The organism is Zunongwangia endophytica, assembly GCF_030409505.1.
GTDB classification, from domain to species: Bacteria; Bacteroidota; Bacteroidia; order Flavobacteriales; family Flavobacteriaceae; genus Zunongwangia; species Zunongwangia endophytica.
Genome location: NZ_JAUFPZ010000002.1, coordinates 993431 through 1007735, shown reverse-complemented (window position 1 = coordinate 1007735; position 14305 = coordinate 993431). Strand labels below are relative to the sequence as shown.

Below are 14305 nucleotides of genomic sequence, written 5' to 3'. Positions count from 1 at the left end.
AAACAAGAAAGCATGATTACAGGAAAAAATTATATTGGTGAGGAGCTTTCCAGTAAAGGTGATGTAAGCTTTAAAACTTTTGATCCAAAAGAGAATAAAGAAACAGCTGCTACTTTTTACGAAGCTACAACTGAAGAGGTTGACGCTGCTGTAGAAAAGGCAGCTTCGGCTTTTAAAATATACAAGCAGAAAACGGACTCGGAAAAAACGGAGTTTCTAGAAGCTATAGCAGTTGAATTAGAATCGAATGCTGAAGCTTTAAAAGAAATTTACAGAGCTGAATCTGGATTGCCAGAAGGTCGTTCTAATGGTGAATTTGCGCGAACTTGTAACCAGTTGCGAGCTTTTGCCGAAATGCTGAAAGAAGGTAGCTGGGTAGAATCAATTATTAGTAATCCTGAAGGGAAACCTGATATTCGAAGAATGCAGGTACCTTTTGGCCCTGTTGCTGTTTTTGGAGCAAGTAACTTCCCATTTGCCTTTTCTACTGCTGGTGGTGATACTGCAAGCGCATTGGCTTCAGGATCTCCGGTTGTAGTAAAATCTCATCCTTTACATGCCGGTACTGGAGAACTGGTTTCTGAAGCAATTATTAAAGCAGCTAAAAAAACAGGAATGCCAGATGGTGTTTTCTCTAATCTAAACAGTAAAGGAATTGAAGTTGGCGAGTGGTTGGTAAAACATCCAAAAATAAAAGCGGTTGGCTTTACCGGAAGTTATAAAGCAGGTACAGCGCTTACTAAATTAGCGGCAGATCGCCCAGAACCAATTCCTGTTTATGCTGAAATGGGAAGTATTAATCCTGTATTGGCTTTGCCTTCAGCATTAGAAGAAAAAGGTGATTTTTGGGCTGAGCAATACGCAGGATCAATAACAGCAGGATGTGGTCAATTTTGTACGAATCCGGGTCTGATTTTAGGAATTGAGAGTCCGGCTATGGAAAGCTTTGTACAAAAATTAGGTGAGAATTTATCGAATCTTGCTCCTTCTGTAATGTTAAGTCCTGGTATTGAAAAGCAATATGAAACGTCAAAAGCTGAAATTTTAAATCAGGAAGGTTATCATGAAGTAAGCAAATATGATGGTGAACTTCAACCAAACTTCGGAAGGCAACACGTAATTACTGTTCCGGGAGCTGAATTTCTTCAGAATAAAAACTTTCATAAAGAAGTTTTCGGTCCTTTTTCAGTAATTGTAAAATGTAAAGACAAAACCGAACTTGCAGAAGTAATTCAGCAATTAGAAGGTCAGCTTACGGGTACTGTATTAAATTCCGAAGAAAAAGAATTAAATGAGTTTGCTACTATAATCGATTCGCTTACAGAAACTGTTGGCCGAATTATTTATAATAGTGTACCAACGGGAGTAGAGGTTTGTGCTGCAATGACGCATGGTGGGCCATTTCCGTCGACCTCAAATGCTAAATTTACTTCTGTAGGTTTAACAGCAGTCCAGAGATGGGTTCGCCCGGTTTCTTTTCAGGATTGGCCGCAAAGCTTACTTCCGCAGGCTTTAAAAGATGAAAATTCATTAGGTATTTTAAGGAATATCAATAATAAATACACAACAGATAGCTTATAGATTTTAATGGCAAGAAAAACTTTTTTTTGTGTTGATGCGCATACTTGTGGGAATCCGGTAAGAGTAGTTGCCGGTGGTGGTCCTTTTATTGAAGGAGCGACCATGAGTGAAAAGCGTCAAAATTTTATGAGAGAATACGATTGGATTAGGCGCGGTTTGATGTTCGAACCACGAGGACATGATATGATGAGCGGAAGCATTTTGTTTCCGCCATCAGATCCCCTAAATGATTGCGGAATTCTGTTCATAGAAACAAGCGGTTGTTTACCTATGTGTGGTCATGGTACAATCGGTACCGTTACCGTAGCAATAGAAGAAGGATTGGTTGCTCCAAAAACGCCTGGCGTTTTAAGACTGGAAACTCCTGCCGGACTGGTGAAAGTAACTTATAAGCAGGAAGGAAGAAAAGTAACTTCGGTTAAAATTGTAAATATTAAATCGTATTTAGCAAAAGAGAATATTACCGTACATAGTAACGATCTTGGCGATTTAAAAGTTGATGTTTCCTACGGTGGAAATTTTTATGCGATTGTAGAAGTTCAGGAAAATTTTAAAGGATTAGAACACTATCAAGCTAGCGAGTTAATAACCTGGAGTAGAGAATTAAGAAGTAAGCTTAATGAAGAACATGAGTTTATTCATCCTGAAGACTCTACCATTTTTGGGCTAAGCCATATTCAATGGACTGGCGCTGTAATAGATGAAAAATCTACTGCGAGAAATGCCGTTTTTTATGGTGATAAAGCTATAGATCGTTCACCATGTGGTACAGGGACTTCAGCAAGAATGGCCCATTGGTATGCAAAAGGCAAGTTGAAAAAAGGCGATCTATTTGTTCACGAAAGTATTATAGGTAGTAAATTTATAGGACGGATAGAAGAAGAAACCGAGCTGGGCGGTAAAAAAGCCATTATACCAAGTATTGAGGGTTGGGCAATGGTTACCGGTTATAATAATATCGTTATTGATGATGACGATCCTTATGCTCACGGATTTCAGGTACTTTAAAATTTAAATTATGAAGAGAGTTACAATTATTGGCGGAGGAATTACAGGACTATGTTCAGCTTATTATTTGGTAAAAGCAGGTCATGAGGTCACTGTTATTGATAAAAGTACTATTACCGATGGTGCTTCTTTTATTAATGCAGGTTATGTAACGCCCAGCCATTTTGTACCCATCGCAGAACCGGGGATGATTAACCAGGGAATAAAATGGATATTCAATAATTCTAGTCCGTTTTATATAAAACCTCGTTGGGATATGGATTTCTTCAAATGGTCTTGGTATTTTAAAAAATCTTCAACTAAAAATAAAGTATCAAAAGCTATCCCCGTACTTAAAGAATTAAATGAAAAGAGCCGAGATCTTTATGCGGAAATGCTGGAATCGTTTGATTTCGATTTTCATATGGAGCGTAAAGGGCTTTTAATGGTTTATAAAAGTGCTAAAAATGAAGCGCACGAAGCTAAACTTGCTGAAAAAGGAAAAGACTTAGGACTTGATGTTTCTGTTTTAGATAAAAAAGCACTACACGATCTTGAACCTAAATTCAGTGAAGATGTAATTGGAGGTGTACACTACGAATGTGATGCTCATAGTACACCGAATCTTTTTATGAAGAATCTAAAGAAATGGCTTACAGAACATGGAGTTAATTTTATTTTAGAGGAAGCGGTTACTGGTTTAGATGTCGATAACAAAACAATAAAGGCTGTTACCACTATAAATAAAACTATTGAAGCCGATGAATTTATTCTGGCTGCAGGCAGTTGGACTTTTCCGCTAGCCAAAAAACTCGGACTTAATATTCCTATCCAACCGGGAAAAGGATATAGCATGAGTATAAGTCGAGAAACGGATATTCATTTACCAGCGATACTTACGGAAGCTAAGGTTGCGGTAACCCCTATGCAAAATTTCACCAGGTTTGCCGGTACTATGGAATTTTCAGGAAACAATACTACTATCTTACCTAATAGAGTAGAGGCTATCGCAAAAGCTGCATCAAATTACTATTCTGGATTTACGTTAACTTCTGAAGAAAAACAATCTGCGACCAGTGGATTAAGACCGGTGTCACCAGATGGTCTACCATTTATAGGAAAATCTTCAAAATTTAAAAATCTAAATGTTGCAGCAGGACATGCTATGATGGGCTGGAGTTTAGGCCCAATAACAGGAAAGCTAATTTCTGAAATTGTAGATGCCAATCATACTTCAGTATTATTGGAACCTTTTGATTTAGAGCGTTTTTGACCAGAGTTTACTACTTTATCGTAATTATTATATAAGTCGGTTTTGAAACCGACTTTTTTATTCTATAAACTTAAATTGATTAAAATTTAAGTTAGTATATCAATATTGTTAATATAGTATCGTTTTTAGATAACATTAACTTAAAAATTTATTAAAGCATATTGTAGATTTACTTTATCATTATTTCATAATTATCTATCAAATGATAGTAAAAAAATAATATAAATCACAAAATCTATAATTATGTTTAAAATTTTACATTCTTTTTTGCGGAATGGTCCTGGTTTTAAAAAAACAGGTATTCTAATATTCGTGATCGTTTTTAGTTCCCAAATGCTGTGTGCTCAATCGACGGTTACCGGATTGGTACAAGATGATCAAGGAGTGCCAATCCCTGGAGTATCTGTTAAAGAAAAGGGGACTAATAATGGAGCTGCAACTAATTTTGATGGAGAATTTAGCTTGAATGTTAGTACAAACGACGCTATCTTAATGTTTACTTTTATAGGTTATGCAACTAAAGAAATTAATATTGCAGAGGGTGGAACTTCTTTAAAGGTGACTTTAGAAGAAGATTTACAAGCTCTTAACGAAGTTGTTGTAATTGGGTATGGAACCCAAAAAAGAGCCGATGTAACAAGTGCTGTTGCAACAGTAAGTTCCGATGATTTTATTCAAGGTAATGTAAATGATGCTGCACAGCTAATTCAGGGAAAGGTGGCAGGATTATCAGTCTCTACACCCTCTGGTGACCCTACCCAGGGCGCGCAAATTATGTTAAGAGGAATTTCTTCTATAAATGGTAGTTCTGCACCATTAATATTAATAGACGGAGTTCCAGGAAATTTACAAACAGTAGCGCCAGAGGATATTGCTTCTATAGATGTACTAAAAGATGGTTCGGCCACTGCGATTTATGGTACCAGGGGAACTAATGGTGTGGTAATAATTACTACCAAAGATGCAGGCAGAGAAATGAAACCAACTATAGATTATAATGGATATGTAACCTTTTCAGAAATTAATAATCGTATGGATTTCTTAAGTGCTTCTCAGTTACGAGAGAAATTCGCAGAAGGTTATTCTTTTAATGGAGCCAATAATCAAGATTATAATGCTAATACAGATTGGTTAGATGAAATAACACAAAATGCAATAAGCACAGTGCATAACCTCATTTTTAGAGGGGGGAATAAAACTACAAATCTTACTGCTTCACTTAATTATCGCGATAACGAAGGTATTTTTATTAAAACTGATAACAAACGATATTCAGCACGTATCGATGTAAATCACAACATGTTTGATAATAAACTGAAATCTAATTTCAATATAATCACAAGTGAACAATCATTTTTTACAGGAGGGGATGGTAGTAGTTTTAATCCATATGTTTACCGCCAAGCTTTAATTAGAAATCCCACAGAACCAGTTAGAAGAGAAGATGGCAGCTGGTATGAAAGAGATGTTTATTTTTATGACAATCCTGTTGCTTATCTAGAAGAAACAGAAGGTCAAAATAGATATAGAAATTTACGGGTTACAGGTAGTTTAAGTTTCGAACCTATTGATAATTTGATTATTAAAGGGTTATACACCAGAAAAGGCAATTACAATATTAGAGGTTTTTATCAAACAAAAAATCATGTTTCTACCACAAAAAATGGAATACAGGGTTACGCCTCCAGAGGAACTGATGATTATGTCGGAAATTATGGGCAATTTACCATAGATTATGAAAAAATGATAGGGAATCATAAGTTCACCATTTTAGGAGGATATAATTATGAAGATAATGTTTACGAAGGTTTTTACGCAACCAACCGCAACTTTCCTACAGATGCTTATACATACAACAATATAGGAATTGGGCAAGGTTTACCGCTTGGCGAAGCCGGCATGGGTAGTTCTAAAAGTTCTGATAAACTTATAGCTTTCTTTTCAAGAATTACTTACAATTATGATGATCGTTACCTGTTAATGGCCAGTATTAGACATGAGGGGTCTTCGCGATTTGGTGCTGACAATAAATGGGGTGATTTTCCAGGAGTTTCTGCGGGTTGGAGAATTAATCAGGAAGATTTTATGAGCGATATTTCATGGATAGATAATTTAAAATTAAGAGCTGGTTTTGGAGTTACTGGTATCAATGCTGCAAATTCATATCAATCTTTAAGTAGCTTAAATTATGACAGTTACTTTCTTTACAACAATAGATGGATAAGAGAACTGATTCCAGCCAGAAATGCCAATACAAACCTAAAATGGGAGAAAAAAGAAGAAATTAATGCGGGTATTGATTTTAGTTTTTTCGGCGGAAGACTAGGTGGAGCGCTAGATTATTACAATCGAACAACCAAAGATGCATTGTATGACTATGATGTTCCCGTACCTCCATATCTTTACAGTACCATTAGAGCCAATGTAGCACAATTGAAGAACGAAGGTTTTGAAGCGTTAATTAACTTTGTGCCTTTACGAACTGAAAGTTTTCAATGGAGCGGGAACGTAACCTATTCAACCAATAAAAATAAATTGATTTCAATTTCTAATGATCAATTTGATACCACGAACGATTTCTTTTATGCTGGTGGCATAGGGGAACCTATTCAAATTTCCAGTCATATCGTGAAAGTTGGGGAGAGTATAGGGAATTTTTATGGTTTGAAAAGCGTGGATATTAACGATGAAGGTATTTGGATGATAGAAACCCCGGATGGTGAAATCATTCCGGCAACCGAGTCTGATGCTTCAGACAGACAGATCATTGGGAATGGTTTACCGAAGCATTATCTAAGTTGGAACAACACCTTTACTTACAAAAATTGGGATTTAAATGTGAATATGCAAGGGGCTTTTGGGTATCAAATTCTAAACTCACAACGCATGTTTTATGAAAACCCAACGGTGGGCTATAATGTGTTAGAATCTGCTTTTGATGAAGTGTATGGCAAAGCCGTACTAGCAGATGTACAGCGCTATGTAAGTCATTACATTGAAGACGGTGATTACTGGAAAATCAACAACATCACCTTAGGTTATACTTTTAATACAGATGCCATTGATTATCTAGAAAACCTAAGATTGTATGCAACAGGTCTTAATTTAGTAACGCTAACCGGTTATAAAGGAATCGATCCAGAGGTTAATAGAGCTGGTCTAGCGCCAGGTATCGATGATAGGGATAAATATCCAACTACACGATCTTTTACATTGGGAGTTAATCTAACTTTTTAAAATTATTTATTATGAATCATAGAAATATTCAATACATAAAACGTCCTGCACTTTGCTTAGTAGTATTCTGTTTGATGACATTCCAATCCTGTACTAATTTGGATGAAGAAGTGTTTTCTGAAATTACGGAAGATTCTTTTGTTCCGGCAGAAGAGGATATTATAGCGCTTTCAGCTTCCGCTTATACACCACTGCGATTTATCATGGGATGGCAAGGTTTATTTGATCTTCAGGAAGAATCTGCAGACATGTTCATAACTCCTACAAGGCCTAATGGATGGGATGATGGAGGTGTTTATAAAAGAATGCATTTTCATACCTGGAATGAAACCCAATGGCAACCAAGAAATACCTGGATTACCTGTTTTAATGGCATTAACAATATTAATCGTGTGATCTCACAAATAGAGAGTGGCTCTTTACCAATAGAGGAAGAACAAGCTTTAAATGTTATTTCTGAAATGCGCGCTGTAAGAGCTCTTTATTATTCTATATTGGTAGATACTCATGGCAATGTACCTATTTTAGAAGATTTTAGTGACGCTATCCCACAGCAGGCGACTAGAGAAGAGGTCTATAACTTTATTGTTACAGAATTAAATGAAGTTATTCCTAACTTAAAGGAAACCGTAGATCAAACTACCTACGGCAGCTTAACTAAATGGGGAGCTTATCAGATTTTAGCTCGTGTATATCTTAATGCTGAAGTTTACACCGGAAATCCTCAATGGGAAGAATGTGTCCAAGCTTGTGATGAAATTATAAATTCCGGAAAATTTACTTTAGATCCTTCTTACAGTAACATATTTAGTACTGAAAATCAAACTTCCTCTGAAATTGTTTTCGCGGTGCCTTATGATTATATCTATGCAAGTGAATGGAGCCAGCATATGAAAATGCTTTTACCAAGTCACCGAGATGTCTTTAATATGCAGGCGCAACCCTGGGGTGGATCAAGCTGTAATCCTCAGTTAATCGATAGTTATGAAAATGGCGATCAGCGATTGCAAGATACCTGGTTAATGGGGGACCAACTAGATGCAGATACGGGAGAGGTTCTTTTTTCCTTAAGAAAAGAAATGCCAAGTATTTACAATAGCGCCGCTACGGATGGATATCGTTGTAATAAATATAGTGTAGAAGCAGGAGCAACCGGTAGCCTAAGTAATGATTTTCCATATTTTAGATATACCGATGTGCTTATGATGAAAGCTGAAAGTTTATTAAGGATAGGAAATAGTGCGAAGGCAGCTGAACTGGTAAGTATGGTCAGGATGAGATCTTTTGAAAATTCTGAAGACGCTAAGGTAACAGGAGAAGAACTTGAAAGCGATACTACCGTCGAATATGGATTTCTAGTGGAAGATGGTACAATTTCAGATCCCGGTGATCAAAGTCCTGTATCATTTGGAAGATTTTTGGATGAACTTGCTTGGGAATTTGCAGGTGAAGCCAGAAGACGGACAGATTTAATACGATTTGGCGTTTATCAAACTAAAACCTGGTTTAATCATCGACCTCAGGGTAATTATACAGTGTTATTTCCAATTGGCCTAGAAGAATTAAATACCAATAATAATCTTCAACAAAATCCAGGATACTAAAAAAACTTGATTTGGCTTAGTTTTAAACCAACGGATTGCTAATAAGCATTTCGTTGGTTTATTTCGTTCATATAAATAGTTTTAATTAGATACTATAAAAACCCTAAAATCTATAAATTTAATGTTTAATGTTAATATTGTATAAGTTTTGGGTAAAAATCATAAAGAATTTTAACAGTTTCGTTATTATATTTAAATCATGAAATTATCTTATTCACTTTTATATTTTATATTCTTTAACTTCCTTAATTTAACGCATGTTGCCGCTCAAGGAACTATTGAAGATTACAAAAGAGCAGAATCTATAGATACCTTATTCAGTAATAAAGTTTTTAATACTCCAAAATCTTTTAATTGGTTAAATGATAGCGAGTTTTGGTATAAAAATAACGCTAAAAATGGCGCAGAATATATTTTAGTAAATGCTGACACTAAAACAAAAAATAAAGCCTTCGATCATCAAAAATTAGCAGAAACCCTTTCGACTCAACTAGAAAAGAAAATTGTAAGTTCTAAAATCGATATTTCAGCATTAAAATTCGATGAAAATAAGTCGAATTTGGAATTTCTAATCGATACCTTAAAATTCAATCTAAATTTATCGAATTATAAGTTAATCATTTTAGATACAGTTCCGAAACGAAAACGACATAGCGGATATTGGGGCGGTCGGGGTAATGAAAGAGCGGGAGAGCCAATACCGTCACCCGATCAAAAATATGTTGCTTTTATAAAGAATTTCAATCTTTATATTAAGAATAAAAAGACTTCAGAAGAGACACAGCTAAGTTTCGACGGAAGCAAAGGCTTTTTTTATGCAGCAAATATTATCTGGTCTCCGGATAGCAAAAAAATCATGTCTTATAAAGTTAGACTCGGTGAAGAACACAATATATATTTTGTGGAATCCAGCCCAGAAGATCAACTTCAACCAAAATTACAGACTAGAGATTACAGAAAACCGGGAGATGAGTTAGATTTTAAGAGTCCACAGCTTTTCGATGTCGCTTCTAAAAAACATATTCCCGTTGCAACCGATTTATTTTTGTCTCAGTACGGAATTTACAATTATAAGTGGCTAGAAGATAGTTCAGCGTTTATGTTTGAATTTAATCAGCGTGGTCATCAGGTCTACCGTGTTTTAAAAGTAGATGGGAATTCAGGAAAAGTAACAGCCATTATCGATGAAACCAGCCTAACTTTTATAGATTATAGCGGAAAAAAATATCGTCATGATGTAACCGACAAGGATGAAATTATATGGGCATCAGAGCGTGATGGTTTTAATCATTTATACCTTTACGATAGCAATACGGGAAAAGTTAAAAATCAGATTACTTCAGGAAACTGGCCGGTTAGAGAAGTAGTGGAAGTAGATGACGAAAATCGTCAAATTTATTTCACTGCCAGCGGTTTGGATAAAGATCAGGATCCTTATTTGATTCATTATTGCAGTATTGATTTCGACGGAAAGAATTTTACCCGTTATACATCAGAAAACGGAAATCACAACGTCACTTTTTCACCCGATAAAGAATATTACATCGATCAATATTCTAGAGTTGATATGCCGGCGGTTACGGTTTTGAAAAAAACAGGTAAGAAAAAGCCAACATTAGCTTTAGAAGAAGCAAATATTACTGAATTAGAAAAAACAGGATGGAAAAAACCTGAAGTTTTTACCGCAAAAGGTAGAGATGGCGAAACTGATATTTGGGGGATTATTATGCGCCCTACCAATTTTGATCCTTCAAAAACATATCCGATCATTGAATATATCTATGCAGGACCGCATGATTCTTTTGTTCCGAAGGAATTCAGTAGTTATTATTGGGCGTTGAGTTCTTTAGCCGAACTTGGTTTTATCGTTGTGCAAATCGATGGAATGGGAACTTCAAACAGATCGAAAGCTTTTCACGATGTATGTTGGAAGAATTTAAAAGATGCCGGTTTTCCAGATCGTAAATTATGGATTACTGCAGCGGCTGAAAAATATCCATATATGAATACGGATAAAGTTGGTATTCGAGGAACTTCTGCAGGTGGCCAGAGTGCCGGTGGTGCTGTGGTTTTTAATTCAGATTTTTATGATGTAGCTGTGGCTTCTTGTGGTTGTCACGATAATAGAATGGATAAAATTTGGTGGAACGAACAGTGGATGGGCTATCCTATTGGTCCGCATTATGCCGAATGCTCTAATATTGAAAATGCAGCCCAAATGCAGGGAAATTTAATGCTTATTGTAGGTGAGGTAGATGATAATGTAGATCCTGCATCGACCATGCAGTTTGCAGATGCATTAATTAAAGCGAAAAAAGATTTTGAATTGGTTGTTTTGCCTGGAGAAAATCATACCTCTGGAGGAGAATTTGGAGAGCGTAAACGAAGAGATTTTTTCGTGAAACATCTATTGGATGTAGATCCACCATCTTGGAGCCAGATCTATAACTAATCCTTTATTGAAGATTTACTTCTTTAGCAATTACAAGTAATTTTCTGACTTATAACTGTAGCCAAATTTACTGATCTTAAAGAAGAAACCTAATTTTTATACTGAAAGATTTAAAATATGAGAATGTACAAAGTGATCGTCTGTTTTTTATGTAGTTTTTTTGCTGCAGGAATTGTAAAAGTTCAGGCGCAGGGTGATCAAATCCTCGACGGAATTGGAGAAACAGGATTAATTGCACGCTATGTTTTTGCGAATAATGCAAAAGATTGGTCACGTAATAATTTACATGCTCAAATTGAAGGAGATGTTCATTTTATCGAAGATGAGGTTTTTAAAAATGTACTTTCGCTTTCTAAAGGAGCTTATGTTTCGCTTCCTGCTTCAGTTCTATATAATATAGAGTCTATTAGTATCTCTGGATGGATTAAGCTGAATTCAACTTCTACAAACCAATATGTATTTGACTTCGGAAAAAATAAGACTTCACATGTTTATTTAGCTCCGCGTGGAACAATTCAAGATGAAAAATTTCAAGCGAGAATTAGTAAAAACGCAGGTGAAAATTTTAGTTTATCATCTTCAGAATCTGAATTAGTAAAAGACAAATGGATGCATTTGGTTTTGGTAATCGACATTCCTTCAAAAACCATTAAAACTTTTGTGAATGGAGAACAAAAAATTTCAGAAGAAAATATCGATTTAGAGTTATCTGATGTTTTTAATTTATCGCCCGGACAACAAAATAAGTTGTTTGTAGGAAAAGCAATTGCTCAGAATACCGCATTATTCGATGCAAGTATTCACGATTTTAGAATTTACAGAATTGGTTTATCCAATAATCAGATTAATACTATTTATACAAATGCGATACGAAAAGAAGACGGTGTTGTAAATGAGCATAAAGAACCTCAGGATAATTTACCGCAATTTTCAGAGGATACTTCTCAGTTATACAATGAGTTTCTAACTTCTGTGGAAAATATAGAAGTAGAAACACAAAAAGGAGTTTTACCAAGATTGCCTAGAACTATTTCTGGAAAATATAGAGATGGTATTCACGGCCCAAAAATTAAAGTAGTTTGGCCTGCACCTACAGATAATACTCAGGTTTTACAAACGGGTACGTACACGCTTACAGGTTCAATTGCCGGATCAGATTTAAAGCCTAAAGCAACTATTCATGTAAAAGAAAAGAACGCTTCAGAAAAACCAAATAGAGAAGTAGATGTTTTTGGTTTAGATCAGGTATATCTTGAGGCCAATGCAAATGGGGAGTCTTCAAAATTCATTGAAAATCGAGATAAATTTATAAATACACTTGCTAAGACCGATCCAGATTCATTTTTATACATGTTTCGGAATGCTTATGGAAAACAGCAGCCAGAAGGAGCAAAACCTCTTGGCGTTTGGGATACTCAGGAAACTAAATTGCGAGGACATGCTACCGGTCATTATTTAACCGCTATTGCGCAAGCTTATGCCAGTACTGGTTACGATAAAACATTACAAACTGAATTTGCTGATAAAATGGAGTATATGGTAAATACCTTATATGATTTATCGCAATTATCAGGTAAACCTACAGCAGACAATAGCACCTTTATTGCGGATCCTACTGCCGTACCAAAGGGTACCGGAAATGATATTTACAGTTCAGATTTAAGTGAAGAAGGCATTCGTAACGATTACTGGAATTGGGGAGAAGGTTATATAAGTGCTTATCCTCCTGACCAATTTATTATGTTAGAAGATGGTGCGACTTATGGCGGACAGGAAACTCAGATTTGGGCACCGTATTATACCTTACATAAAATTTTAGCGGGTTTAATGGATGTCTACGAAGTAAGTGGGAATGAGAAAGCATTAACTATTGCTGAAGGAATGGGAAGTTGGGTGTACGCCAGATTAAGGGAGTTACCTAAAGATACTTTAATTAGTATGTGGAATCGTTATATCGCTGGTGAATACGGTGGTATGAATGAAGCTATGGCACGTTTATATAGAATTACAGATAAAGATGAATATTTAGAAACGGCCCGACTTTTTGATAATATCCAAATGTTTTTTGGTGATGCTAATCATTCCCATGGTTTGGCTAAAAACGTAGATACGTTTAGAGGATTACACGCCAATCAGCACGTACCACAAATTATAGGGGCGCTAGAAATGTATTGTGATTCCGATAAATCTGAGTATTTTGATGTAGCCGATAATTTTTGGGTGAAAACTACAGGCGATTATATGTACAGCATAGGTGGAATTGCAGGAGCAAGAAATCCTGCTAATGCAGAATGTTTTATCGCACAACCGGGGACGATATACGAAAATGGCTTTTCTACGGGTGGGCAGAACGAAACCTGTGCGACTTACAATATGTTGAAACTTACGCGAGATCTATTTCTTTACGAGCAGCGTCCTGAACTTATGGATTATTACGAGCGTAGTTTATACAATCATATTTTAGCTTCAGTAGCAGAAGATTCTCCAGCAAATACCTATCATGTTCCGTTGCTACCGGGGTATAAAAAAAGTTTTGGTAATCCAGATATGACAGGTTTTACTTGTTGTAATGGTACGGCGATAGAAAGTAGTACTAAACTTCAAAATTCAATCTATTTTAAAGGAGCTGGCAACAAAGCATTGTATGTTAATCTATATGTTCCATCTACTTTACATTGGGATGCACAAAAAATAACCTTAAAACAAGAAACTAATTTCCCGAAAGAAGATCACACCAAACTCACCATTAATGGAAAAGGTAAATTCAATCTAAAATTACGAGTGCCAGTTTGGGCAACTAATGGTTTTATAGTAAAAATTAACGGAAAAACTCAAGATGTAAAGGCAACTCCGGGAACTTATTTAAGCCTAAATAGAAAATGGAAAGATGGAGATACTATAGAATTAAAAATGCCATTCGATTTCCACTTAGATCCTGTTATGGATCAGCAAAATATTGCTAGTTTATTTTACGGACCGATTTTGTTAGCAGCTCAGGAATCTGAACCAAGAGCCGAGTGGCGTAAAGTAAGTTTTGATGTTAAAAATATAGGAGCTTCCATTAAAGGAAATCCTGAGAAATTAACTTTTGAGATTGATGGCGTAACCTACAAACCGTTTTACGAAACTTATGGTAGACATTCAGTATATCTAGATGTCACTTTGGAATAA

At 35.8% G+C, this 14305-nt stretch carries 7 protein-coding genes; all 7 read left to right on the top strand.

The window, feature by feature from the left end; all coding sequences use genetic code 11:
* Window positions 1-12 precede the first annotated feature (12 nt).
* The 7 genes from QWY91_RS04515 to QWY91_RS04485 all read left to right on the top strand — a co-directional run bounded on the left by QWY91_RS04515 (window position 13) and on the right by QWY91_RS04485 (window position 14305).
* On the top strand, window positions 13-1581 hold the full coding sequence (locus QWY91_RS04515; RefSeq protein WP_290232118.1) for an aldehyde dehydrogenase (NADP(+)): 1569 nt from the start codon (window positions 13-15) through the stop codon (window positions 1579-1581).
* Between the two features lie 6 nt (window positions 1582-1587).
* On the top strand, window positions 1588-2589 hold the full coding sequence (locus tag QWY91_RS04510; RefSeq protein ID WP_290232116.1) for a 4-hydroxyproline epimerase: 1002 nt from the start codon (window positions 1588-1590) through the stop codon (window positions 2587-2589).
* 10 nt (window positions 2590-2599) lie between these two features.
* Entirely contained in the window at window positions 2600-3841 is a 1242-nt protein-coding gene (locus QWY91_RS04505; protein WP_290232114.1) for an NAD(P)/FAD-dependent oxidoreductase, read from the top strand.
* 243 nt (window positions 3842-4084) lie between these two features.
* Window positions 4085-7078, top strand: coding sequence for a SusC/RagA family TonB-linked outer membrane protein (locus tag QWY91_RS04500; RefSeq protein WP_290232112.1), 2994 nt, complete (start codon window positions 4085-4087; stop codon window positions 7076-7078).
* A gap of 11 nt (window positions 7079-7089) precedes the next feature.
* Window positions 7090-8682, top strand: coding sequence for a RagB/SusD family nutrient uptake outer membrane protein (locus tag QWY91_RS04495; RefSeq protein ID WP_290232110.1), 1593 nt, complete (start codon window positions 7090-7092; stop codon window positions 8680-8682).
* A gap of 199 nt (window positions 8683-8881) precedes the next feature.
* Complete coding sequence (locus QWY91_RS04490) at window positions 8882-11134, top strand: S9 family peptidase (protein WP_290232109.1); 2253 nt, start codon at window positions 8882-8884, stop codon at window positions 11132-11134.
* 117 nt (window positions 11135-11251) lie between these two features.
* Window positions 11252-14305 (top strand): beta-L-arabinofuranosidase domain-containing protein, encoded by a 3054-nt coding sequence (locus tag QWY91_RS04485; protein ID WP_290232107.1) that lies wholly within the window; start codon window positions 11252-11254, stop codon window positions 14303-14305.